Origin of the sequence: Paucibacter sp. KBW04 (assembly GCF_003852425.1) — a bacterium.
Lineage (GTDB): Bacteria > Pseudomonadota > Gammaproteobacteria > Burkholderiales > Burkholderiaceae_C > Paucibacter_A.
On the sequence record NZ_QAJN01000023.1, the window covers coordinates 1 to 23,896 of the forward strand.

The following is a 23,896-nucleotide window of genomic DNA, read 5'->3' on the forward strand; positions in this document are numbered from 1 at the left end:
CTATGTCTCCGGTCTAAACAGCGCCCAAGAAAGGAGGCAAAGAAACCGCCCCGAATGCCTGGCCCCTGCGGGGTCCGCTGTGGTGCTCGAATTCGCCGGCCCGCGCCGAACTCACTTCGCTACGCTCCGTTCAAACATGCGGCGCGAGCTAGAACTTGAAGGCGCTGCGCGCTGCCCGGCGAATTCTGCGCTCCTCGCCCAGGCAACACGGGGAATGCGAACTCCACTCGGCTCGCTACGCGTCGCCTCGATAGCGCGGCAGCTGCCGCTGCATGCGCTTGTCGCATGCAGCCCCTCAAGCCGATGCGCAGCGAGGCGTGACGGTATTCAGATCCCGTTGAGACTGGGTGAGGAGCGGAAGCTTCGCTGGGCGTCGCGAAGCGACTTCGTGAACTGACTTCGCGCCCCTTGTCTGAACGGAGCGTAGCGTAGTGAGTTGGGCGCGGCCCAGTGAAGCTGAGCACCGCAACGGACCCCGCAGGGGCCAGGCGTCGGGTCGCCTTTTTTGCCTACTTTTTTGGCGAAGCAAAAAAGTAGGTCGCCCGCGGGGGCGAACTCCCCGCTGGGCCTTGGCAAAGGGTGATGCAAGCAAGCTGCGAAGCCATGCTCCACTTCAGTCAAGAACCCAACGCCCTCTCACTCCCCCACACCGCTGCCTGCACCCTCGAACTCACCCCCAGCTTGCGCAGAATGTGCTGCACATGGATCTTCACCGTCGTCTCGGCGATGTTCAGCGTGCGGGCGATCTCTTTGTTGCTGGCCCCGCGAGTCAGCTCGCGCAGAATCTCCAGCTCACGCGGCGACAAGGGCACCGTGTCCCCTCGGTCGACCGAGGCGGGCTCAACACCCGTGGGTGAGCCCTTGCGCAAGGCATTCAAGAGCTTGTGGCTCATCTCGGGGCTGACCACCGATTCCCCTCGCATCGTGCGTATCAAGGCAGCAGCCAGATCCTCGCCGTCCACCGTCTTGAGCAGATAGCCCTGGGCGCCATTGCGCAAGGCATCGCTGAGGTCTTGCTCGTCCTCGCTGACGGTCAACATCAGCACCCGCGTGGCGGGCACGCTTTGGCGCAGCTCGGGTAGCAGGTCCACGCCGCGCATGCCGGGCATATGGTTGTCCAGCAAGATGAGGTCGGGTTGTAGCTTCACGGCGGCACGCAAGGCCTCGCCGGCATCGGCCGCTTCGCCCAAGACCTCGACGCCTTCTTCCTGGCTCAGCAAGGCGATCAGGCCGCGGCGGAACAAGGTGTGGTCATCGACAACCAGGACGGTGATGGGTTTCTTCATATCAAGGGGCGGGGCTGGGCAAGGTGTCGGGGGTGCTAGGGGCGGCGACCGCGCCTTGGCTGCTGGTGAAGGCGCTTTGCGCGGGCAGCAGCAGGCGCACCCGGGTGCCGCCTTCGGGCGGGGCATCGATGCTCAGCTGCGCGCCTATGCGTTGTGCGCGTTCGCGCATGATTTGCAGACCCACATGGGTGTGTTGGTCTTCCGGTGCCAGGGGCTGGAAGCCGCGGCCGTTGTCCTGTACCTCAAAGCTCCAGCGCGGCAGCTGCTCCACCCGCAGCGAGACATGGTCGGCCTGGGCATGCTTGCGCACATTGGACAAGGCTTCCTGCACGATGTGTAGCACCTGGATCTGGTGATCGGGTGGCAGGGGCAGGCCGTCGCCCTGCAGGCTCAGATGGGTGCTCAGGCCGCTTTGCTGCTCGAACTTGCTCAAGGTGCTGCGCAAAGCATGTTCGATGTCTTCATGCCCAGGCCGGGTGCGGAAGTGAAGCAGCAGCTCGCGCACATTGGCATAGCACTCTTTCACCCCGGCATCGATCTCGTCCACCGCGCGCTCGACCTGCTCGGGTCGGCTCTTGGCCATGGCGCTGCGCAGCAGCTGCACCTGGATCTTCAAAAAAGCCAGCACCTGGGCGATGGAGTCGTGCAGCTCTTGCGCAAGCAGATTGCGTTCTTCTGAGACCGCCATCTCGCGGTCGCGCGAGACCAGGCGCAGATTGTCGACCTGTACGCCGAACTGGCCCACCAGGGCGTCCAGCAGCACGCTCTCCGATTCATTCATACGCCGTTCGGAGTAGAAAAACAGCTCCACCTCACCGACCTGGCGCGTGCCGGCCCGCATGGGAATGGAGATCGCGGTTTGAAAGCCCGCCTGTTCGCAATGCCCCAGCTTTGGCGAGGGCAGGGCCTGGATGGCGATTACTCTTGGGCTTGCCGGCGTTGTTGCGGGCAGGGCCGGGGCGCCACAAGCGCATTCGCCTTTGCGCAGGCAACGCTCGGCATCGATCATGGCTTGGGGCAGGCAGGCCTGGCCCAGCAGCAGCAGGCGCTCGCCGTCCTCGGCGGCCAGGCGCACGGCGCTGGCGTCGGCTCGCGCGATGCGTGCCAGCTTGGTGGCAAAGGAGTGGGCCAGGGTTTCCAGGCTCAGGTCCCCCTGACCCGACATCTGCGCCACGTCGTACAAGGCCTCCAGGCGTTCGTTTTGTTCGGCCAAGTGGGCGGTCTTCTCCCTGACCTTGCCCTCCAGGCCCGCATAAGCTTGTTGCAAAGCCGTGGCCATCTGGTTAAAGCCCATGGCCAGGCTGGTGAACTCCTCCACCGAGGCTTGCTCATCCACCCGCACGGCCAGATTGCCGCCCGCCATCTGGCCCAGGCCCTCGCGCAAGCGTTGCAGGGGTTGGATGATCCAGACAAAGGTGCCCGAGACAAACACCACCGAGGCCGCCACCACCAGCACCACCAGGCCAAAGCACAGCCCGCCCAGGATGGCGGTGCGCGCGGCAATCGTGTGTTCGATGGCGCCGACCAAGGCGTCCACCGTGGCCACAAAGGCATCGGCCTGGCCGCGCAACTCGCTGCTGCCGGTGTCGCTCAACAAGCTGGCGCGGAACTTGGGCCATTGGGCTGACACCAGGCTCAGCCCCTCGCGGCAGGCGGCCGTGTCGGGCACGAACAAAGGTCTTTGGGCGTCGCCCTTGCGCAGGCGCTCCACCATTTCGTCGAAGCCGAGCACATCGCGCTGCACGTCCTGCATCTGCCCTTGCGCATGCGAGAGCGTCATGCGGTAGCTGAGCATGCGCATGCGGCCGGCCTCGTTGATCGCGCCCGCGCCGCCCTCCAACTGCCAAGACACCCACAGGGTGAAGGCGATAGAGGCCAGGGCCACCAGCAGAAAGCTGGTTTGAATCAGGGCCAGTTTGCCAACCAGGCTGCGCACACGACGAAACATGGAAGCACCTTAGTGGCCTTGCGGCCTTTGCTGCTTGAGCTGAATCAAGGCCTGGCGGGACGCCGCGCAGGCTTTTGGGGGCTTGTCAGTTCGCGGCTTCGCCCAGGCGCAGGGGCTGGCCGGCCAGATCAAAGGGGATCAACCCCCCGACCTGGCCTTGTTTGATGGCCTCCACCATGCGCTGCAGGGCCGCATTGGTCTGGGCCTCCGTGGGGGCTTGGCCGCCGCTGCCAGAGAGTGCGGCGGCGAACACGATCTGCCAGTCGGCGCCCAGGCTCTGGGCCTCGGCCAGCAGGGCGGCAAAGCTGCTCAATTCATCGGGGGTTTTGTCCACGCAGATCTGCGGCGTCAGCACACCGCCTCGGCCGGCCTGGAACTGCTGGCGCTGCTCGGCTGTGGGCTGGTCCGGCAGCTCGGCCTGGGTGAAGACCAGCAAAAGACGTTGCGGCTGGGGCTGCGCACGCGCGGCCACCAGCAAATCGTTGAAGCTTTCAATTCTCATGCATCCGCTCCCAGTGCCGGCGGTCCTTCGTCTGCCTCTGCTTGCCTGGGGCTGTGGCCGGCTGCAGGGGCTGAATCCGCGGTCTTGCGGCGCATCTTAAGCCGCGCGGGTGTCGGTCCTGCACCGAAAGACCCGCGGCGGCTGGGGCGGGCCTGGCGCCCTCAGGCGCTTATTTGCAACTAAAGCTCTTGGCGTTGACTTCCTTGACCAGGCCGGCGCCGCAGACCAGGATGGCTTGCTCGCCCATCTTGGCGATCTCGGCCGGGTCGGCGACGCGCACGCTACTCGGCGGGGCGATCACGCAGGCGCTGCACAGGGCGGCGGCCAGCAAGGCCAGGGACAAAGAACTAATGCGTTGGATCATGGGTACTCCCGATCAAAAGGGTTGTTGGTTTTTTGCCGTGCTGAACAGCAAGCGCTGCGCAATGTAGCCCGCGCCTCAAGACCCGGCGAGCCGCGGGCGATGGGCGGGTGTTTCAAGGGCTCAGACCGCGCCAACAGCGGATGGAATGGCGCCGGCGCGGCAAGGCGCCAGACGCTTGCCGCCGAGGACTGAGTCGGGGATGCCACAGCCTTGTCCCGGCTTGTGGTGATGTCACCCCAAGTAACCCGACATCTGTCAGCTTCTGCTTTGCCGGCTTCTTTGGTGGGATGCGTCAGACGGGGCCACATCAGCAGCGATGTTTGCTTGACTGCTTTGTTCCGCCGGTGCTGCGTCTGGCATCGAGGGCGGGGATGGGCCAGAGGCTTGGGGGTGGTGTGATGAATTTGCAGAGTACGTACGCGGAGGCCGGATGAATACCGCGCAGGTAACTCTTTGGCACGGCGTCTCCAGGCGCCTGTTCGGTGGCGCGGTCTTTCGCGGCTTGCGCCTGCTTTTGCGGCAACGCCTGCCGGCCTGGTTTTCCTCGGTCCGCGAGGCCTATCTGGCCTTGCTGCCCTTGACGGCCATGGGAGCCCTGGCCCTCAGCCTGGCCGAGATTCCCTATCCCCCCTTGGTGAACTGGATGTTGCAGCATCTGGGCAGTGGCTGGCAGAGCTGGGCCTACGCCCTCAGCGCGGCCACCTTGGGGGTGATGGGCTTTCTGGGCACTTGCGCCATCAGCTACAAGGTCAGTGGCCGCCTGCAAGCGGTGCAAAGAGTGGATCAGTATGGCCAGCTCACCACGGCCGCGGTGGCGGGCGCCGCCTTTCTGGTGGTGGTGTTCAAAGGCCAGCCCGATTTGAAGGCTTTTGGCTATGCCAATGTGTTCCACAGCATCTGGGTGGGCATTGCCTGCTCGGAGCTGATGCACGGCCTGGCCCGGGTCTGGCCCAACCAGATGGATGCCTCGGAGATGGAGGCGGGCCTGCCCTTGCGCAGTGCCATCGAGCTGTCGGTGGCGGCCGCGCTGAGCATGCTGGTGATCAGCCTGGTGTACGGGCTCTTGGGTTCTGGCTTCAATTGGCTGACGCAGTCAGCGCCGGTGGCCGCGGGCGTGGCGGCCTTGCAGCAGCTGCCGGGCTTTGCCTTGAACCTGTTCTTTGTGCTGATCAACCAGTTGTTCTGGATTATGGGCATCAATGCCGGCCAGGTGTTCCTGAGCTGGGCGGGCAATCCCGGGGCCTTGTTGGCGCCGTCCTCGGTGGCCTATGACGCGGTCTTGGCCACGCCCATGTTCATGAACGCGTTTGCGCATTTGGGCGGAGCGGGGGCGACCTGGGGCGTGATTGTGTTCTGCATTTTTCTCAGCAAGGACCGAGGCCTGCGTCGCCTGGCCTGGCTGTCCATCGTGCCGGCCATCTTGAACGTCAACGAGCCGATTCTGTTTGGCCTGCCCATGGTCCTGGGTTTCCGTATGGCCTTGCCCTTTGTGCTGGCGCCCTTGTGCTGCTGCGGCATCGCCATTGTGGCCATGCAACTCGGCCTGATGCAGCTGGGCGGTCAGCTGGTGAGCTGGTCCACGCCTATCCTGGTGTCGGGCTATGTGATGAGTGGTGGCTGGGCCGGGCCTGCCGTGCAAATGCTGGGTGTGCTGGCGGCCACCACGATTTATGCGCCCTTTTTGCGCCGGCTGGAGCAGCGCCGCGAGGAGCAAAGGCGCAGCACCTTTGCGCGCACCATCAACGGCTTCATGCTGCCCATCGAACTGGCCGGGCCCCGCCATCTGGACCGGGACGATGTGTCTGGTGCCCTGGCGCGCAGCCTGGTGCGCGACTGCGAGGCCGATCTGGGCAGCAGCCGCATGAGCCTGTTCTACCAACCACAGCACGACAGCCTGGGCCATGTGGTGGGTCTGGAAGCCTTGCTGCGCTGGACCCACCCCAAGCATGGCCCGGTGCCTGCGCAAGCCATCGTCAATCTGGCCGAGGAGTGCGAGCTGATCCATCGCATCGGCGTCTGGGTCTTGAACCAGGCTTGCCGGGACATCGCCCGCTGGCGCGCCCAAGGCCTGCAGGGCTTCACCGTCTCCATCAATATGTCATCGCTGCAGCTGGAGTCCTCGGAGTGGACCCGCCAAGTGCGCCTAGCCATGCGCGAGCATGGGGTGAGCCCGCATGAGCTGGACATCGAGATCACCGAGGGCCGCAACGTCTCCACCACCGAGCGGGCCAATCAGACCTTGACCGAGCTGCAGGCCCTGGGCGTGTCCTTGTCCATGGACGACTTCGGCATGGGCTGCACCTCCTTGCTCTATATGCACCGCTTCAGCATGAATATCCTCAAGCTGGACGGCGTGCTGACCCGCCATGTGCTCAGCAGCCCGGTGGATCAGGACATCATCCGCTGCGTCTGCGAGCTGGCCCGGGCCCAGGGCATGAAGGTGGTGGCCGAGTATGTGGAAACCGAGGCGCAGAAAGAGCTGTTGATGAAGCTGGGCTGCAATATCTTCCAGGGCTGGTTGTTCAGCCCGGCCCTGCCTTTTGAGGCCATCGCGCCCTACGTCAAAAACTGCGGTGTGCATATGCACGAGGGGGAGCTCTGAGCCGCTGCGTCTGGTCCTTGGTTTAATATATTTGCCTTATACGAACGCAGGGGCTGGGGGCTTTCGATATGTGCACCGTCATTGCCGTCGGCCGGCTGGCCAGCGCGGAGGGCTCGACCCTGATCAGTCATTCCGATACCGGCCTCGATTCCCGTGTCCGCAAGGTGGCCGCGCAAGACCATACGCCCGGCAGCATGGCCGCCGTGCACTGGGGTTTGCAAGAGATCCGCGGCGCTGATCTGAATGATTTCGGCGAAGTCTTGGGTGAGATCCCGCAGGTCGCGCACAGCTACGCCTACTTCCACTCGGCCTACTCCCATGTCAACGAGCATGGCCTGGCGATCGCCGAGAGCACCACCGCCCAGCGCCCCGAACTGCAATGCCAGCGCGGCGAGGGCGAGCAGATCATGAGCATCGAGCAGGCCATGGTTTTTGCCCTGCAGCGCTGCCGCCATCCGCGCGAGGCCATCGCCTTGATTGGCGAGTTGATGGAGCGCTACGGTTTCCTGATTTCCTGCGGCGAGGGCAGCGAGTTGCTGTGTATTGCCGACGCGCGCGAGGTTTGGATCATGGAGGTGCTGGGCGTGGGCAAGGGCTGGACCCGCGCCAGCGGCCAGCCCGGCGCTATCTGGGCCGCGCGCCGCATGCCGGACGACCATGCCCTGGTGGTGGGCAACTGGAGTGTCTTGCGTGAGATCGACCCCAGCGACGAGCAGCAATACCTGGCTTGCGCTCATTTTAAAAGTTATGCCATCGAGCGCGGCTGGTTTGACCCCACCCAAGGCCGACGCTTTGACTGGCAAGAGGCCTATATCCCGCTGCCGCGCGAATGGGCGGTCTCGCGCCTGTGGTTGTTCTATTCGACGGTGGCACCCTCGCTGCGCGCCTGGCCCGACCGCAAGCTGGGCGCCGACCGCCACAAGACCCTGGACGGCTACACCCAGGTCCTCGAACCCATGGCCATCTATCCTTTTTCGGTCAAGCCGGAGCGCCCGCTGGCGCTGCAGGATTTGATGGACTTTCACCGCTCCACCTTTGAGGGCACGGTGTACGACATCACCGAGCAGCCGCAGTGGTGGGTGGCCGATGCCCAGGGCCAGCTGCAAAAAAGCCCTTTGGCCACGCCCTTTCCCACGCCCGATTTGCGCCGCCTGCTCAAGCTGACCCATCGCCGGCCGGTGGCCCGGCATTTCGGCCACTACGCCATGATCTGCCAGCTGCGCGGCGAGCTGCCCGCCGACATCGCCGGCGTCTACTGGCTGGCCCTGGCCAACCCCCTGGTCAGCACCTGGGTGCCCATGCATCTGGGCATCACGGACACCCACCCCAGCTTCCGCGAGTACCTGCCCGAGCAGTACAGCGACAGCTCGGCCCGCTGGTGCATCGAGTTTGTGGATAACTTGATGCAGCTGGGCTTTCAGCAGGCCTTGCCCTTGCTGAAAGAGGCGCATGAGCCCTTCGAGGCCGACTTGCATGCGCGCTGGCGTGAGCTGGACGCCCGCTTGGCCCAAGAGCCCGATGTGGCCCGCCGCCTGGTGCAGGCGACCGAGTTTTCGCAAGCCGCCATGGCCGCGATTGCGCCCTTCTATATCGAGCTGCGGGGGCGCATGCTTGTCGCGCTTACGCACAGACGCAATATTTGATGGCCGCGCCGGGCTGCCGACTTGATGCTGATCAAGTTCGCAGTTTGTTCACCCGTCTACATTGAGCCGCTTCAACCTGGGTCAACACATGCCGATCGAACTGTTCAACAAGGACGGACACCTTTGCCTGATGTTCACCGACCTCTGCCGCGAGGGCGGCGAGGCGGTGCAATCGAACCAGTTCTTGTTGATCGACAACAAGACCGGGGTCATCGTTGACCCCGGTGGCAATCTGGCCTATGGCGAGCTGTATCTGGGCATGACCCAGCACTTCGCGCCGCACCAGCTCTCGGCCATCATCGCCTCCCATGCCGACCCGGACATCATCGCCTCGCTGGATCGCTGGATGACGGCCACCGCCACGGCCAAGGTCTATATCTCGCGCATCTGGGAGCGCTTCGTGCCGCACTTCTGCAAGTCCGGCAAGACGACGGGCCGCATCGTGGGCATCCCCGATCCGGGCATGCGCATCCCCCTGGGGCGCGGTCATCTGCTGGCGCTGCCGGCACACTTTTTGCACTCCGAAGGCAATTTCCAGTTCTACGACCCGGTCAGCCGCATCCTGTTCTCGGGCGATCTTGGCGCCTCACTGGGCCATGGCCTGGATGCGCAAACCCCCGTCACCTCGCTGGCCGAGCACCTGCCCTATATGGAAGGGTTTCACCGCCGCTATATGGTGGCCAACAAGGTCTTGCGGCATTGGGCGCAGATGGTGCGCAAGCTGCCGATAGACATGATCGTGCCCCAGCACGGCGCGCCCATGAAGGGTCCGGCCGTGCAGGAGTTCATCGATTGGGTCGAAACGCTGAGCTGTGGCATCGACCTGATGACGGACCGCGACTACGCCATCCCTGGCTGAGCCTGGGGCGCCTCTATGGATCAACGAAGCTTAAAGACCGAGACGTTCTCCACCAATTGCTGCGCCTGATTGCGCAAGCTCTCGGCGGCGGCCGCGCTTTCCTCGACCAAGGCGGCGTTCTGCTGGGTGGCTTGGTCCATGGAGGTGACGGCCTCGCCGACTTGGGCTACGCCTGAGCTTTGCTCGACGCTGGCGCTGCTGATCTCACCCATGATGTCGGTGACGCGGCGGATGGCGACGACCACCTCCTGCATGGTGGCCCCGGCCTTGTCCACCAAGGCCGTGCCGCTTTCCACCCGCTCCACGCTGGCGGAGATCAGGCCCTTGATTTCCTTGGCCGCATCGGCCGAGCGCTGGGCCAGGCTGCGCACCTCGCTGGCCACGACGGCAAAGCCGCGCCCCTGTTCGCCCGCACGGGCGGCTTCCACCGCTGCATTCAAGGCCAGGATATTGGTCTGAAACGCGATGCCGTCGATCACACTGATGATGTCGACGATGCGCTTGGAGCTGTCGTTGATGCCCTTCATGGTCTCCACCACCTGGCCCACCACCTCGCCGCCCTGCACGGCGATGCCTGAGGCGTTTTGGGCCAGCTGATTGCCCTGGCGCGCGTTGTCGGCGTTTTGCTTCACCGTGGAGCTGAGCTGCTCCATCGAGGCCGCGGTTTCTTCCAGCGCGCTGGCCTGCTGCTCGGTGCGGCCGCTCAGGTCGTGATTGCCCTGGGCGATCTGAGCGCTGGCGGTGGCCACGCTGTCGGCATTGCGGCGCACATTGCCGACGATGTCGGCCAGTTTCAGGCGCATGCTGTCCAGGGCGTTGAGCAGTTCGGCGGTTTCGTCGCGCCCCTCGGTACGCAGGTCATTCGTCATATCGCCGTCGGCGAACTGCCGCGCAGCTTTCACGGCGGTGGCCAGGGGCAGGGTGATCTGGCGGGTGACCCAGAAGGCCAAGCCGGCCGCCAGGGCGACCGAGATGATCAGGCTCACCGTGTCCATCAGCTTGGCATTGCTAAAGGTCTCCTTGGCCTTGCGCGTGGCGGCCTCGGCCCCCTTGTCGTTGACTTCAATCAGCTTGGCGATGGCGTCGTTCATGCGATTGAAGTCAACATAGCCTTGCTCGCGGTAAAAGGCCTGCGCCTTCTCGGTCATGGCTTCGCCACCGCGCGACAACGGTAGCAACTTTTTGTGCGTCTCGAAGAACACCGGGACGGTGGGCTCGAACTCTTTGTAGGCGCTGCGCTCGGCGCCTTCCGAGATCAGGCCGGCATAGGTCTTGAGCAGCTCGTCAAAATGCTGTTTGGTGGTCTCGAACTTTTTGTCCAACTCGTCCATGGCCTTGTCGTCCGCCGCCATCACATGCAGGGCCTGCAGCTTGCGCAGGTCGTTGGCCGTGTCCTGGATCTCGCCCAGGATCTTGATGCTGGGCAACCAGTTGCCGCCGATCTCCTCGACGTTGTCATTGATACGAGACAACTGCGCGACGGAGAAAATCCCCACCAGCAAATTGATGGTGACGACCAGGGCGAAGGCGAAGCCCAGCTTGGCTCCAATCTTGAAATTGCTAAGGTTCATCGACATTCCTTTCCAGGAAAACAAGGCCGTGCGATCTCGACCCGGTGTGGGTTGCTGCAGAACTTGTGCGTTAGCTGCTCAGTCTATGGTCGAACAGCGCCCGTTTGTGCGCGAGAAGCGTGGTGTATTTGGCGCAAATCAAGGGACGGCGCGGGAGCGTCGGCCGGTTCGGGCGTTCGTTGCGATCGACTCGCATCGCCTCATCCTGCGCTCCATCACGCGCTTTTTACGCCTCGTCGCAGCCGGGCTGCGGCCACCGATTGCCAGCGCAATCATGGGCTCAGGCCTTGCTTCGAGGCCGCCACAACAGCGACGGGAGTTCATCATGGCGATTTCTTTTTCCTCCAAGCAAGCAGCGCAATCTCGGGCACTTCGGCCGCGCGGCCTGGCCTGTGCACTGGCCGTGGCCGTGTTGGCCACCCTGGGGGCTGCTTCGGCCCATGCTCAGGCGGCAGGGCCTGCACCGGGTGCCCAGCTGTCCGCCGAACAATTGGCGCGCGTCATCGCCGCGGCCGAACAAGAGGCCGCCGCTCAACGCCTGGTGGCGCAGGCGGCTCAGGGCGACTACAAGCTCAGAGACGGCCGCAGCCTGGCCGTGGCCGGCACGGCCAAACGGCTGCGGGTGGTGGTGGATGCGCGCCGCAGCCTGGTCTTGATGCCGGTAGGCCCGCTGACCTGGGCCACGGCCGATGGGCGGGTGCAGCTGAGTTTCGAGCCCAGCGCCAACGGCCTGGTGACGGATCTGCGCTTCAGCGAGTTGAGTTGAGATGGGCTGAGCCAGCCAGGCGGGCGGCTCGCCGACTATCATGGCGGCCGCTGTTTGCCCAGGCGCGCTGGCGTGCGCTTTGGGCTTGTTCAATCATTCATTCACTCACTTCATTTGAGAGGCGCCCGCCCATGTCTTCCACTTTGCACACCCTGGCCCTGAGCTTTCTTCTGCTGGGTGGGGCTGGCGCGGCGCAGGCGGAGCTGGTCGAGATCCGCTGGAATGAAAACGCCAAGTTTGCGCACAGCAGCGAGATCGCGCCGGGCAAGTTTCTGGAGGTCTGCGGCAAGCTGGGTCCGAGCGCACCCGTGCAATGGAGCTTCAAGGCCCAGCAGGCGCTGAACTTCAACATCCACTTCCACGAGGGCGAGAAGGTGGGCTATCCGGCCAAGGCCGATGGCTTGCTGGCGGCTGCCGGTGTCTTGAAGCCTAGCGCCGAGCAAGACTTTTGCTGGATGTGGTCCAACAAGAGCGACAAGGCGGTGGCTGTGGCGGTCGAGTTGGCGCGCTAAGCCTTGCTTAGGGTTTGCCGTCCTCGCTGGCGGCGCCGGCATCCTTGTCTTGCGGCTTGGGCCCCAAGCCCACCATTTTGCGCGCGCCTTCGGCCGAGGCGCTGAAGGCCCGGCCCAGCTGCTGACCAACCTTGCGGACCTGCCCGCCCGCCGCATTGGCGCCGCTGCTGACCGAGTTCATCACATTCTGCGTGGTGGCCGATGCCGCGCCGCTGAGCGCCCCGCCCGCGCCCTTGAACACGGCCTTGACCACACGTGCGCCGCTATCCCGGCTGACCACGGCCAGCAGGGCGAGGGCCGCCAGGCTGGCGCTCTTGCGCAAGGGCACGGGGTCGGGCCGCACCAGGGCCTGGCAATACTGCTTGGTCAGCATGGCCACGCGCAGGGTCAGAAAGGCATTGGCCGCGCCATTGGCCAGGCTATTGCCCAGCAGCCGTGAGAGCCCACCGAGGCCCGGCATGTTCTCGGCCAGCGACGGTGCGGCCGCGCTCAGCAAGGGCGTGGTGATTTCGGCAAAGTCCACATCCTCGATGCTGCTGGCCACCAGCAGGGCGCCGCCCACATTGGCGTAGATGTAGAGGGCCTGGCGGGGTGAGGGCCGCAGCTGGTAGATGCACATCAGCCGCCACACCAAGCGCAGCTGCAAGGCCAGCACGATCAAGCCGTCCAGCCGCCCGTTCTGCATCAGAGCGGTGCTGACAAAGGTCCCACTGGCCGCCTTCAAGGCGGCCTCATCGGCCAGCTTGCCCAAGTGCTCCAGGGCCGGGGCGATGTCGTGGGCATCGCGCAAGACCTGACCCTGCAGCAGCGGGTTGCGCTGCAGCGAGGCCAGCACCCGCTGCAGATAAAGGCCATAGGCCGGCTCTTGCTGGCTGGCCGGCGGGATCAGCGGCTTGGGCAGGCGAAAGTACAGCAGCAGCGGCGTGGCGGCCAGACCGGCAAACAGGGCCAGCAGGCTCCAGAACACATACTGCCCGGCGCCCATGGCCACCCGGTCCGCCGCATTGGCCAACTGGCTGAGGGTGGCCAGCACCGAGGCGCCGGCATAGAACAAGACCAGCAGGGCCAGGGCGATCAGCAGTCGGCGCAGGGATGTGCTCATGGGGCGGGTTCTTGGGGCAAAGCTGTTTGGGGTGATCTCATCGGATCTTCAGCTTAGCCCCTCAGCAAACAGGTACTCCAACTCTTCGTCCCCGTATTTGTCCTGCTTTCCCGTGGCGCGCCAGCCCAGGCTGCGGTAAAAGCCGTGCGAGCGCACCCGCGGGTCGCTGGCGCAGCCCAGAAAGAGGCGTTGGTGACCCTGGGCTTGCAGCTGGGCCATCATGTCTTGCAACAGGCGGCGGCCCAGGCCCTGGCCTTCAAATGCGGGCAGCAGGGCCAACACGATGATCTCGCCGGTCTTGAGTTCGGCGAAGCAGTAGCCCACGATCTGGCCCTCGTGGGTGCAGACCTCGCCGGGCAGTTCGCCCGAGGCAACTTGGCCGGCCCAGGAGGCTTCGGTGATGCCCAGTTCGGCCAGGCGGGTGGCGGAGATGGCGTTCTCGCGAGTCTTGCCGCGTATGTCTATGCAGGCCGCGATATCGCTGGGCCGGGCAGGGCGGAATTCAAATGGCATGGGCGGCTCGTCTCTTCGGGTTTGGGGCCGCAGCGCGGCGATGCAGAGGGAATTTATCAGGCCGCCAGCACGCGCACCCGGGGCCAGCGCTCGGCATAGCGTTTCTGGCTCACCCGCTGGTGGTAGGTCTCGACGCTGACCCGGATGGGGTTGCGCCGCACGGTGCATGAGAAAAGATCGCTCAAGCCATGTGGGGCTAGCACATGCAGGCGATCGGCCTCGTCCAGCCAGACGGCCACGGCGGTGGCGTACTCCGGCCAGGAGGCGACGGCTTCGTGGAGCGAAGTCAGCGGTGGCACCGCATGGCCGAAGCAAGACTCAAACCACAGATGGACCCTGGCCTGGTTGCTCACCTCCCAGGGCAGCGTGGGCATGCACTGGCTCAGCCGGGCTTGCAGCGCGGCCTCGCGTTCGGGGCTCAGGTCGCTGGCGTCGAAAAAGACCACATCCACATCGCTCATGACGTGGGCGCTGCTGTCGGCCGGGCTCTTGCCGTGCAAGGCGTCCCAGACCAGGTTGCGCAAGACGCCCGCGCCTATGCACCAGGAGGCCAGTCCCAGGCCGCGCACGGCCCGCAGGGCCTCCATCAGCCAAGGGCTTTGCTGCACCAGGGCGATCAGGTGGTCGGCGTGCTCGGGCGCCTCGGCCTGCGGGTCTTCACACAGCGAGATCAGCGAGTCGTCAGGAAGCATCGGGTGTATTCATCATGGCCGCAAAGCGCTGGGCCATCTCTTCGTAGGACAGGTTCTTCATTTTGCTGGCAAAAAGCCTGCGGCTGCGGCGGGGCGCCAAGGAACTGAAAGGGCAAAGCCTTTGGCACAGCGCCCAAACACGGTGCGTGGGCTAGGCTCAGTTGTTGCGATTTGCGCATTCGCCACGGGAATTCGTGCATTCCTGCCTCTGCGGCGTTTGCATGAGTTGCCAGGGGCGCCAAAGCTCGCTAGTCTGAGTTGGTCTACGCGCTGCTGCGTTAGTTACTGGGAGTCAAACTGTGGGTCATTTGCTCTCGCGACTGTCTATCTCCGCCAAGTTTGGTCTTTTGGCGCTGCTGAGTCTCTTGATTCTTCTGGTCCCGACGCTGAGCTTGATCAATAACAAGCTGGAACAGGTCCAGGTGGCAAGGCTTGAGTTTGATGGCGTTGAACCGGCCAGGCAGGCGGTGCAGCTGATCAAGCTGCTGCAGGTGCATCGCGGCATGACGGCGGCCTGGCTGGGCGGCAACAAGGCCATGGAGGCCAAGCGAAAGGAGCAGCAGGCCGCGGTGGATGCCCAGTACGCACGCCTCAAGGCCGCGCTGGCGCAGGCGCCGGAGCCCAAGCTGAACAGCCGTTTGCAAACCCTGGATGAACGCTGGCGGGCGCTGGCGGGCAAGGTTTCCGCCGCGGGCCTGAAGCCGCCGGAGAGCTTTTCATTGCACACCGACTTGATCGTCGAGCAGGTCGATCTGCTCGACGATGTGGCGATTGCCTACGGCATCGTTCTGGACCCCGAGGCCACCACCTACTATTTGCAATCCGCCGCCTTTTCCAAGCTGCCCTTGCTGACCGAGGCTCTGGGTCAGATGCGGGCCCGCGGTGCGGCCTTGTTGGCCCAGGGCGTGCCCAATGCGCAGGAGAAGGCCTTGATCCTGGGCCTGATCAGCCAGGCCCGGCAGCACGGCCATGACACCTTCAAGCTGCTGGAATTAGCCGGTAGCTCCAACCCCCCGCTGACCCAGGCCCTGAGCGGCGAGGTCAAAAAGACCCAGACTGGATTTGATGAGGCGCTTGAGCTGATCCGCCAGCAAATCCTCAGCCCTGAGACGCCGACCGGTGATTCCTCGGCCTACTTCGCGACCATGACCCGGGTGATCGATCAGCACTTTGCCTTGCTGAACCCGGCCATCAAGCAGTTCTCCGACGCGCTGGAAAAAAGGGTGCAGGACAGCCAGCGCGAGTTGCTGTTTGTGCTGGCCATCTCGGGCCTGATGCTGGCGCTGTCGGCCTGGATGATGTGGACGGTGGCCAGCCAGATCCGCTCGGCCGTGGCGGTCGCGCTGGAGACGGCGCAGGCGGTGGCGCGGGGCGAGCTCAACCACCAGGCCAAGCTGGAAGGGCGGGACGAAATCACCACCTTGCTGGAGGCCTTGGGCGAGATGAGCACCAGCCTTTCAGCAATCGTGGCCTCGGTGCGGGGGCGGGCGGAAAACGTCTCCACCGCCTGCACCGAGATCGCACAGGGCAATCTGGACCTGTCCGGCCGCACCGAGCAGCAGGCCAGCGCCCTGCAGCAAACCGCGGCCACCATGGAAGAGCTGGGCGGCACCGTCAAACACAATGCCGAGAACGCCCAGCTGGCCGATCAGCTGGCCCAGAGCGCCAGCCATGTGGCGGCGCGCGGTGGCGAGGTGATGGGCGAGGTGGTCAGCACCATGAGCGAGATCAATAGCAGCTCCAAGCGCATCTCGGACATCATCGGCGTCATCGATGGCATCGCCTTTCAGACCAATATCCTGGCCTTGAACGCGGCCGTCGAGGCCGCGCGGGCGGGTGAGCAAGGGCGCGGTTTCGCGGTGGTGGCGACCGAGGTGCGCACCCTGGCCGGGCGCAGCGCCGAGGCGGCGCGCGAGATCAAGGGCTTGATCGCGGCCAGTGTGGAGCGGGTGGAACGCGGCACCGTGCTGGTGGCACAAGCCGGCTCCACCATGGACGAGTTGGTGGCCAGCATCCGCAAGGTCACCGACATCGTGGGCGAGATCAGCAGCAGCAGCCGCGATCAAAGCGTGGGCATCGAGCAGGTGGGCATGACCGTCCGCACCATGGACCAGGCCACCCAGCAAAACGCCGCCTTGGTGGAAGAAACCGCCTCGGCGGCCGAGAGCCTGAAGAGCCAGGCCGAGCAGCTGGTGGGCTCGGTGGCGGCCTTCAAGCTGCGCTGAGGGCTTGCCGCCGCATCAAGGCGTGCTGCGGCGACGCTTCAACAGGGCCAAGGCGCTCATCCCCAAAAGCATCAGCGCGTAGCTGGCGGGCTCGGGCACGGCTTGGGTGGGAATTAGCTGGACCGCATGGATTTGGCCGTTCAGACTCGCCGTGCCAATGATGATGCCGTTGTCGCTGATGGCAGAGGCCGCGCCGGAGGAGTCGTTAAAAGTCCAGCCCGCCGCTTGCGCTTGTGCCGATAGCAGGGTCTGCAAATCGTAGGTCTGCTTCCCGTCATAGAGGAATGAGTTGCCGAAGATGGTGCCGACCGCCCAGCCCTGGCTATTGACGCCGCGGGCCTGCATAAAGCTGGCATCTGGGCCCAGGGGTGTGATTTGCTTCATGCCCGTGGCCTCGCTCCAGATGAAAGAGCCAATCGAGCCTTGATTGAGGGTCAGGACGCCGGTCACAAAGCCATTGCTGCTGATGGCCATGGGCATCACGCCGTTGGCGCCATCTATGGTGGGGGTCAGCACCTGGGTGAAGGTTTGGCCTTGCCGGAGGTAGGAGACGAGGCCCACGTTGAGACTGGCATTGCTGGGGTCGACCCCCAGGCCGACGATGGTGGCTTCGCCCTTGGGTCCGGCGCCGCTGATGCCAGTGGCTGAGGTCATGAAGCTGCCATTGCTGCTGGCGCTGATACCGATGGACTGGCCGCTGGCATCCCAGAGTTGCGCGCGCCCGAGACCATCGCTGGAACTCGCGTCACCGACCACCATGCCCGCGTTATTGATGGCGTTGGCATGGCCCATGCCGCCAGCCCATGCGGGCACGGACAGCAGCTGGGCCTGACCATTGACCCATTTCACCGCTTGTGGGTCTTGGCCCCAGGCCGTTGTGCCCAGGGTGCCGACCGCAATGCCTGAGTTGTTGACGCCGCGGGCAATGGCGAAGCTATTGCTCGGTAAATTGGGCAAGGCAGTGGCGCCGCCATTGCCCCAGAGCATGGCATTGGAGTCGCCGCAGTACCAGCAGGGGCCCTGGTTGACTGTGGTGCCGACGGCGTAGCTGCCATTGGATGAAACCCCCAGGCCTTGAGCCACTGCTGAGCTGCTGCTCGGCCCCAGATCGACCAGGGTGTAGCTCGGTGCGCCGGCCAAGGCGACTTGCATGGCAGCACCGCTCATGAGTGCTGCCATCAGGACTTTTTTGAATTGCATGAGAACCTCTGCGATTGGGAGTGGTTGGAGATGCCATTCTTTGAAAGTCGGCTGCAAAAATTTGTCAAAGCTTCGACACAAACGGGTTTTCCTCTCCCCCCTAGTTCATGGGCAAGAGCGAAAGGCTTGCTTGAAGACTTGCTGCGGCGCGGCCAGAGGGGCGCGCGAGCTCAGAGCGTGTGCTCGTTGGCGTAACGGAGCAGGCCCTTCATGTCCAAGACGGTGAGGGTCGAGTAGCGCGTGGCGATCAGCCCGGCCTCTTTGAGCTCGCGCAAGGCGAAGTTCACCCGCTGCCGGCTGACGCCGAGGATGCCGGAGAGTTCGTTTTGAGAGAACTTCTCTTTGATGACCACGGTATCGCCGCGCTCCAGCCCAAAGCGCTGCGCCCAAGCCAGCAGGGTGTAGGCCAGACGAACGTTGATGGTTTGCCCGGCCTCGTGGTTCATCCTTTCATAGGTCCTGCGCAGGCGGAAGGCCAACTGCAGCTCAATGGTGCGGCCCAGGCCCGGGTCTAGGGGGCGCAGCTGCCGAATCAGATCGCCGGGCATGATGAGAATCACCGTGCCACTGCTGCGGGCGAAGGTGTCGAAGGGGTAGAGCGAGCCGTCCGCCATGGGCACATAGCCTATGGTGTCGCCTGCACACTGCATGCTTTGCCGCAGGCTTTGTCCATCGGGCCGGCTCTGGCTGAAGCTCAGCGAACCCTCCACCACCAAGGCCAGCATATCGAAGGGTTCGCCTTGACGAACCAGGTGCTCGTCTTTGCTGAGCGTGCGCAGATGCCCCTGCTCGACCAGCGCATCCAAGGTGCTGGGCAGACAGTCGGCAAAGCCCAGCGTTTTTTGCAGAAAGGCTTTGGCAATCGCGCGCGCAGACTGGCGAGACTTGGCGGTGCTGACTCCGGCAGGAGTCTCGGGACAAGGCTGAGGCATGAGGGACCCGGGTAAGAGCGGTGTAGTTCCAGCAGGTTCGCATCTTGCGGGCAGCCCGCTTGGGAGGGGCTCACAAGGCGCGACGGGCTGCGACAAGTCCAAGCTCGCAACTATTTTTGCACGCGAGGGCCGGCGATAGCCCCCCAAATTCAGCGCAACAGGCCTGGCTTGTACCGCCTTGCGGGCACGGCACGGCGCTCAAGTCCTGGGCGTGCTGGACTTGATGACTTGGCCCTCGCTGTCCAGCACCGTCAGGCGGATGTCTATGCCCTGGCCCACGCTCTGGGTCACGGTGCAATAGGCCTCGAATGTGTCCAGCACTCTTTGCAGATGCTCCAGCCGGGCCGCGGGCACGCCCAGATGCAGGGTGGCATGCATCTGCACTACGCGCATACGCCCCTGCTCGTTGCGGCCCAGCTCGGCCTGCACCGTGCAGTGCAGCGGTTCGGGCGCTTGCTTGAATTTGCGCAGCGCAAACAGCAGCGAGTCGCTCAGGCAGTTGCCCACCGCCGCGCACAGCAGTTGCACCGGCGTGGGACCCAAGCCGGTGCCCAGGGGCGCGGGCTCATCGCTGAGGACGCCGACCTTGCCGGGGCCGAAGTCGATGTCAAAGCGGTAGTCTTGCTGCTGGCGCAGCGTCACGCTGACGAGGGGCTCACTCATGCGGGTTCTCCTTCTTCGGGGTGCCGCTCACAGGCGGCGGATGGGGCGTTGCAGCTGCAGGGCCAGGGCGCCAGCAGCGCCGCCGTTGACTGCGGCTTGATAGCCCATGGCCTGCAGGGCGCGCAAGGCCATGCCCGAGCGCATGCCCGATGCGCAGCACAGCAGGATGGCCTGGCCTTTGTCGGGCGCCAGGGCCGGCAGATCGGCTTCTATGCGGTCCAGCGGCACGTTGAGCGCGCCGTCCACATGGCCGGACGCATACTCGCCCGGTGAGCGCACATCGATCACCAAGGTGTTGGCGTCGGCGCAGTCCGCATTCCCTGTCGGGCCGGCCGCAGCCTGGCCCATCAAGCTCTTCAACATCAGCATCACTCCTTGCGGCGCCAGCCTTGGCGCCTTGCCATGATTGATTATTTCATAATTTGCGTACGTATGCAAATATGCATGTTTTGGGTGGGCTGAGTTGAAGCAGCGGAAGGCTTGAACCCGGCGCATGGCCAGCCAATCCACCGAAGATGTGCCGCCGGAAAAATGCCTGTGCGAGTCGCGGTTTCGATCATGCCGCGCATCGGTTCCAATTCCGGTGACGCAACACCTTTTTCCATTTCTTGCCCCGCTTCCTTTCCGCCATGTCAAAGCCAGCCAGCCCTTCCATCATCCGTTTGTCGCCAGCCTCCAAGCGCCGGCTGTTGCGACCCTTGCTGGCGGCCGGGCTGATGCTTTTGTTGGCCCTGGGCTTCGCGCATCTGGGGCATGAGGTGGGCGGTGGTGAGGCCTATGGATTCGATCAGCGCCTGCTCTTGGCGGCGCAAAGCCTGCGCGCGGCCCACCCCGGTCTGACCGAGATGATGCGCGACATCACCGCCCTGGGCAGCACGGCGGTGTTGGTGCTGATCAGCAGCTTGACGGTGGTCTATCTGGTGCTCAGCGGCCACCGGGGCCGGGCCGGCTTGCTGGCGCTCTCGGCCATCAGCGGCACGGGTCTGCTGTACTTTTTCAAGAGCTTGTTCGCGCGCGCCCGGCCGGATGCAGCCTTCGCCGATGCGGTGGTCAGCGGTTGGAGCTTCCCCAGCGGCCACACCAGCATGTCGGCCATCGTCTTCCTGACCCTGGGCAGTTTGTTGGCCGCCATGCGGGTGCGTCAGCGCGAGCGCATCTTCATCTTGAGCACCGCCGTCTTGCTGACGGTGCTGGTGGGCATCAGCCGCGTCATGCTGGGTGCGCACTGGGCCAGCGATGTGCTGGGTGGCTGGTCTTTCGGCGCGGCCTGGGCCTTGCTGTGCTTGATGCTCGCCAGGCTCTTGCAGCGCTGGCGTCTTGCCGAGTAGGCCTCAGGCCGCTTCGCTCAAGCCCAGCCGGGCCTCATCCACCGCCGCACGGCTCAGCGGCGCGGCAAAGGTGGAGATAAAGGCGTAGATGTAGTCGCGCAGATAGGCGTCGCGGCGTACCGCCAAGCGGGTCATATTGTCGGCAAACAGATGGCGAGCATCGATGGCGCTGAGGTGGCGGTCGCGCTCATCGTCGTAGGCGATGGCCGCGACGATGCCAACGCCCAGGCCTAGGTCCACATAGGTCTTGATCACGTCGGCGTCCATGGCGGCCAGCACCACATTCAAGTCCAGGCCGGCGGCGCGGAAAGCTTCGTCGATATGGGAGCGACCGGTGTAGCCGCTCTCGTAAGTGATGATGGGGAACTGGGCCAGTCGCTCCAGTGGCAAGACCTGACCCTGTGCGGCCAGATCGGCTGCTTCCTGGGCCAGCGGGTGATCCAGCGGGGTGATGATGGTATGGGTCCAGCGGTAGCAGGGCAGGGCGACCAGATCCTCGTACTGGGCCAGGGCCTCGGTGGCGATGCCCACATCGGCCTCGCCGTCCAGTAAGAGCTTGGCCACCTGCTGGGGCGAGCCCTGCTGCAGATGCAGGATCACATCGGGATGCGCGGCGCGGAAGTCGCGCACCACCGGGGGCAAGGCATAGCGGGCCTGGCTGTGGGTGGCGGCGATGCGCAGGGTGCCGCTGTCGGCGCGGGCAAAGTCGTCGCCGGCGCGTTTGAGGTTATCGGCCTCATGCAGCAGGCGTTCGACGATGGGCATCACATTGCGGCCGGGTTCGGTCAGGCCGGTCAGGCGCTTGCCGGCGCGCACAAAGATTTCAATGCCGAGTTCGTCTTCCAACTCACGGATCTGCCGGCTCACGCCAGGCTGCGAGGTGTGCAAGGCCAGGGCCACTTCGGTCAGGTTGAAGCCGCGGCGCTGAGCTTCTCGGACGGAACGCAATTGTTGGAAATTCACGGCAAACCCTTTTCGTTATTTGCTTTCCATTGTTAGGTTTGCCGTCTGCCTTGTCGTCCAACAAATTCTGCTAACGATATTCGCATAGCGCTTGCTTAGCTTTGCCGGAAAAAGAAAAAGGGCGGGGATGAACCCGCCCTCATGAAGTTTTTGGGCTTGTTGACGATGTGAATCAACGCGCCCCTGCTGCTTGCCGGAATCAGTCCAGGCCGTGTTCGAGTGGTTTCCCCTTGCTTTCCCCACGGAGCCCCCCCCCGTTTAGCAATACCGCTCGAGCACGGCCTGGCTTCTCCCCCGTGCTGCAGAGGGTGACGGCGTCTTGGGCCGTTCCCCTTCAAAGTGGCACGGGACACTTTCTCTTGCTCTTCTCTTCGGCTTTCCTGCTTCCTCATTTCCCTGAAGCACTTGCAGGATATTCGGCGGCGCAAGCGCTTTCCAATAAGCAATTCACTCTTGCTTGCGCGCCGCTTGCATAAGGCCTTGTTTGAACGGGGCCGAGCTCCGAGGGCCCTCGAAATCTAGCGGGAGCTTGCGGCGAGATTGAGCCTGGCCTGTGCCTCCAATTGCGCATGGAAGTGCGGCGAGCTGTAGATGGCATCGCGTGCCAAGAAGCTACGCAAGACCTGCTTGCGTTTGCTGCGGTAAATCCAGCCGGGCACCCATCTGTACTCGGCCCGCACCTGGGCGTCGTACTCGGCGAAACGTGGGGGCTCCGCGCCCAGTATGGCCAGGTCGATATCAACCAAGAGCTGCGCATCGGCTTCGCTGGGCGCTGCCTGGTGGCAGGTCGCCATGATCAAGTCTTGCACCCGCTGGATTTGCTCGGCGCTTGCTCCGCTCTGCTGCAAGGCTTGGCTGGCCCACCGCGCGCTTTGTGCTTCGTTGTCCTTGGCCTTGACCTCGTAGACGGCGTCGTGAAACCAAAGCGCCAGCTCCAGTTCAGCGGGAAACTGCGCCAGCTGGATCACCCGCTCCCAATGCGTCAGGCATTCCTGCAGATGTTGCAGGGTGTGATAGTGCCGCTGAGGCTCGCGGTAAGCGCTCAGAAGCTGCGCCTGTAGGCCGGGCGCGGGCTGAATGCCCAGGCTGTGCCAGCTGCGTTGCCAGGAGTTTTGGAACATGGTCTCGTCAACCGAGGGGGTGTTTTGTGTGTCGAGTTTCATTGCTTGTTCAGCCTGCATTTGCTTCGATCTCGTGAATGAAGCAGGTGACGGCACGAGCAGTTTCGTTTGGCAAGACCTGAAGCAGGGCGTGTGGCCCATCCAACTCAAGGAAGCGAGCCTCCACAAGAGACGCGCGGAGACGGGCTTGGGCTGGCACCAGGCGGTCTCTCTTTGCCGCCAATAGAAGGCAAGGACTCTTGATGGCAGCGACATGGTCTTGCACATCAATAGCCAGCACGGCCTTGAGTCTGCTTCGCAGCACGCGCGGGTCTACCGAGGAAACCGCGTGCGCGATAGCCTGCCGCAGGCCTGGCGTTCCCTGCGGGTAGAGCAAGGCCTGATCGAGCGCGAAGGTCCAAGTCCAGCGAAACGGAATGAAGGGGAGCATAGAGCGGGTCCAGGCCAGTGCTGGACGAGGGTTGCTGGCGAAGGTGCAGCAAAGGATGAGCCCCCTCAGGCCCTGTGGATTTTGGGCAGCCAAGGCAATTGCGATGGGTCCTGAGAATGATTCGCCAAGGATGTAGAAGGGTTCACCGCTGGGGAGTTGTTGCGCGACCCATTGAGTCAACTCTGGGTAGCCAAGCACCCGGTCAAGAGGGTAGCGAATGGTCTGTGCTTGGACTTCATCACCCAAAGCATTCAGAAACGGGGCGAACAAGTCTCCGGTGCCATCCAGTCCGGGGAGCAGGACCAGCTTCGTCATCGTGCTTTAGATTCTGCGGGGGATATCAACACTAGCTCCGCAGGGCGTAGCCCCGCGCCTCCAGCGAATTGCGAATCCATTCATTGCCGTGCTTGCCGCGGATATAGGCATAAGCCAAGGTGCATACAAGGCCCAGGCTCATCAAACCCAGAGATTCCTGTGCCGCGGCATAGCCGGTGAGGAACCAGAGCGCGAAGTCGAATACCGACAGAAGCAGAAACAAGGCATAGGCTCGCCGCGCCAGCGCCCAGAAGGAGCCAAAGAAAAAAGCTGGCAAGCAAAAGCCCTTCTTGACTTGGGCGATGCCGTGGCGAGGGTGGAAGTAGAGGTCTGGCGATGAATCGGCCATGGGCTTGGGC

General features: G+C 64.1%; 23 protein-coding genes. 7 read left to right on the top strand and 16 right to left on the bottom strand.

From position 1 onward, the window contains the following. Nucleotides 1-617: 617 nt before the first annotated feature. From DBR47_RS23760 to DBR47_RS23775, 4 genes are all read right to left on the bottom strand, one after another. Entirely contained in the window at nucleotides 618-1,286 is a 669-nt protein-coding gene (locus DBR47_RS23760) for a response regulator (protein ID WP_124454852.1), read from the bottom strand. A 1-nt stretch (nucleotide 1,287) separates the two neighbouring features. Next, entirely contained in the window at nucleotides 1,288-3,234 is a 1,947-nt protein-coding gene (locus DBR47_RS23765) for a type IV pili methyl-accepting chemotaxis transducer N-terminal domain-containing protein (RefSeq protein WP_124454854.1), read from the bottom strand. Between the two features lie 85 nt (nucleotides 3,235-3,319). Beyond that, a complete protein-coding gene (locus DBR47_RS23770; RefSeq protein WP_124454856.1) occupies nucleotides 3,320-3,736 on the bottom strand; it encodes a ribonucleotide reductase subunit alpha in 417 nt (138 codons plus the stop codon). 169 nt (nucleotides 3,737-3,905) lie between these two features. Further along, a complete protein-coding gene (locus DBR47_RS23775; RefSeq protein ID WP_124454858.1) occupies nucleotides 3,906-4,100 on the bottom strand; it encodes a hypothetical protein in 195 nt (64 codons plus the stop codon). A gap of 430 nt (nucleotides 4,101-4,530) precedes the next feature. Here DBR47_RS23775 and DBR47_RS23780 point away from each other — a divergent pair, with 430 nt between their 5' ends. The 3 genes from DBR47_RS23780 (at nucleotide 4,531) to DBR47_RS23790 (ending at nucleotide 9,204) form a co-directional block, all read left to right on the top strand. Next, nucleotides 4,531-6,702 carry an EAL domain-containing protein gene (locus DBR47_RS23780; protein ID WP_124454860.1) on the top strand — a complete coding sequence of 724 codons (2,172 nt, stop codon included), beginning with the start codon at nucleotides 4,531-4,533 and terminating at the stop codon, nucleotides 6,700-6,702. Nucleotides 6,703-6,770: 68 nt separating this feature from the next. Beyond that, entirely contained in the window at nucleotides 6,771-8,345 is a 1,575-nt protein-coding gene (locus DBR47_RS23785; RefSeq protein WP_124454862.1) for a dipeptidase, read from the top strand. 88 nt (nucleotides 8,346-8,433) lie between these two features. Next, the gene (locus DBR47_RS23790; protein WP_124454864.1) at nucleotides 8,434-9,204 is read left to right on the top strand and encodes an MBL fold metallo-hydrolase; all 771 of its coding nucleotides are present in this window, start codon (nucleotides 8,434-8,436) and stop codon (nucleotides 9,202-9,204) included. 20 nt (nucleotides 9,205-9,224) lie between these two features. Here DBR47_RS23790 and DBR47_RS25410 read toward each other — a convergent pair whose 3' ends face one another. Then, complete coding sequence (locus DBR47_RS25410) at nucleotides 9,225-10,775, bottom strand: methyl-accepting chemotaxis protein (RefSeq protein ID WP_305037025.1); 1,551 nt, start codon at nucleotides 10,773-10,775, stop codon at nucleotides 9,225-9,227. Nucleotides 10,776-11,100: 325 nt separating this feature from the next. Here DBR47_RS25410 and DBR47_RS23800 point away from each other — a divergent pair, with 325 nt between their 5' ends. Both DBR47_RS23800 and DBR47_RS23805 read left to right on the top strand, forming a co-directional pair. After that, nucleotides 11,101-11,541: a hypothetical protein gene (locus DBR47_RS23800; protein ID WP_124454866.1), complete on the top strand. Its 441-nt coding sequence runs from the start codon at nucleotides 11,101-11,103 to the stop codon at nucleotides 11,539-11,541. A gap of 131 nt (nucleotides 11,542-11,672) precedes the next feature. Further along, on the top strand, nucleotides 11,673-12,053 hold the full coding sequence (locus DBR47_RS23805; protein WP_124454876.1) for a hypothetical protein: 381 nt from the start codon (nucleotides 11,673-11,675) through the stop codon (nucleotides 12,051-12,053). A 7-nt stretch (nucleotides 12,054-12,060) separates the two neighbouring features. Here DBR47_RS23805 and DBR47_RS23810 read toward each other — a convergent pair whose 3' ends face one another. Genes DBR47_RS23810 through DBR47_RS23820 form a run of 3 tightly spaced genes read right to left on the bottom strand, consistent with a single transcriptional unit; the run spans nucleotide 12,061 to nucleotide 14,360 of the window. Beyond that, nucleotides 12,061-13,155: a DUF697 domain-containing protein gene (locus DBR47_RS23810; RefSeq protein WP_124454878.1), complete on the bottom strand. Its 1,095-nt coding sequence runs from the start codon at nucleotides 13,153-13,155 to the stop codon at nucleotides 12,061-12,063. Nucleotides 13,156-13,203: 48 nt separating this feature from the next. Next, on the bottom strand, nucleotides 13,204-13,668 hold the full coding sequence (locus DBR47_RS23815) for a GNAT family N-acetyltransferase (protein WP_124454881.1): 465 nt from the start codon (nucleotides 13,666-13,668) through the stop codon (nucleotides 13,204-13,206). 56 nt (nucleotides 13,669-13,724) lie between these two features. Further along, nucleotides 13,725-14,360 carry a nucleotidyltransferase family protein gene (locus tag DBR47_RS23820; protein ID WP_370454955.1) on the bottom strand — a complete coding sequence of 212 codons (636 nt, stop codon included), beginning with the start codon at nucleotides 14,358-14,360 and terminating at the stop codon, nucleotides 13,725-13,727. 365 nt (nucleotides 14,361-14,725) lie between these two features. Here DBR47_RS23820 and DBR47_RS23825 point away from each other — a divergent pair, with 365 nt between their 5' ends. Next, nucleotides 14,726-16,585 (top strand): methyl-accepting chemotaxis protein, encoded by a 1,860-nt coding sequence (locus DBR47_RS23825; protein ID WP_124454883.1) that lies wholly within the window; start codon nucleotides 14,726-14,728, stop codon nucleotides 16,583-16,585. A 15-nt stretch (nucleotides 16,586-16,600) separates the two neighbouring features. Here DBR47_RS23825 and DBR47_RS23830 read toward each other — a convergent pair whose 3' ends face one another. The 4 genes from DBR47_RS23830 to DBR47_RS23845 all read right to left on the bottom strand — a co-directional run bounded on the left by DBR47_RS23830 (nucleotide 16,601) and on the right by DBR47_RS23845 (nucleotide 19,743). Continuing rightward, entirely contained in the window at nucleotides 16,601-17,785 is a 1,185-nt protein-coding gene (locus DBR47_RS23830) for a PEP-CTERM sorting domain-containing protein (RefSeq protein WP_124454885.1), read from the bottom strand. A gap of 170 nt (nucleotides 17,786-17,955) precedes the next feature. Beyond that, entirely contained in the window at nucleotides 17,956-18,717 is a 762-nt protein-coding gene (locus DBR47_RS23835) for a Crp/Fnr family transcriptional regulator (RefSeq protein ID WP_124454887.1), read from the bottom strand. Nucleotides 18,718-18,915: 198 nt separating this feature from the next. Next, complete coding sequence (locus DBR47_RS23840) at nucleotides 18,916-19,380, bottom strand: OsmC family protein (protein ID WP_124454889.1); 465 nt, start codon at nucleotides 19,378-19,380, stop codon at nucleotides 18,916-18,918. Between the two features lie 27 nt (nucleotides 19,381-19,407). Next, nucleotides 19,408-19,743: a rhodanese-like domain-containing protein gene (locus DBR47_RS23845; protein ID WP_231512478.1), complete on the bottom strand. Its 336-nt coding sequence runs from the start codon at nucleotides 19,741-19,743 to the stop codon at nucleotides 19,408-19,410. Nucleotides 19,744-20,009: 266 nt separating this feature from the next. On the opposite strand from DBR47_RS23845, the gene DBR47_RS23850 reads away from it, so the two are divergent. Beyond that, the gene (locus tag DBR47_RS23850; RefSeq protein ID WP_124454891.1) at nucleotides 20,010-20,708 is read left to right on the top strand and encodes a phosphatase PAP2 family protein; all 699 of its coding nucleotides are present in this window, start codon (nucleotides 20,010-20,012) and stop codon (nucleotides 20,706-20,708) included. Between the two features lie 3 nt (nucleotides 20,709-20,711). Here the strand turns inward: DBR47_RS23850 and DBR47_RS23855 are convergent, their stop codons facing one another. The 4 genes from DBR47_RS23855 to DBR47_RS23870 all read right to left on the bottom strand — a co-directional run bounded on the left by DBR47_RS23855 (nucleotide 20,712) and on the right by DBR47_RS23870 (nucleotide 23,886). Then, nucleotides 20,712-21,671 (bottom strand): CysB family HTH-type transcriptional regulator, encoded by a 960-nt coding sequence (locus DBR47_RS23855; RefSeq protein ID WP_124454893.1) that lies wholly within the window; start codon nucleotides 21,669-21,671, stop codon nucleotides 20,712-20,714. A gap of 518 nt (nucleotides 21,672-22,189) precedes the next feature. Beyond that, nucleotides 22,190-22,834 (bottom strand): N-methyl-D-aspartate receptor NMDAR2C subunit, encoded by a 645-nt coding sequence (locus tag DBR47_RS23860; protein WP_124454895.1) that lies wholly within the window; start codon nucleotides 22,832-22,834, stop codon nucleotides 22,190-22,192. A 7-nt stretch (nucleotides 22,835-22,841) separates the two neighbouring features. Beyond that, a complete protein-coding gene (locus tag DBR47_RS23865; protein ID WP_124454897.1) occupies nucleotides 22,842-23,537 on the bottom strand; it encodes an alpha/beta fold hydrolase in 696 nt (231 codons plus the stop codon). A 31-nt stretch (nucleotides 23,538-23,568) separates the two neighbouring features. Next, the gene (locus tag DBR47_RS23870) at nucleotides 23,569-23,886 is read right to left on the bottom strand and encodes a DUF2628 domain-containing protein (protein ID WP_124454899.1); all 318 of its coding nucleotides are present in this window, start codon (nucleotides 23,884-23,886) and stop codon (nucleotides 23,569-23,571) included. Nucleotides 23,887-23,896 lie beyond the last annotated feature (10 nt).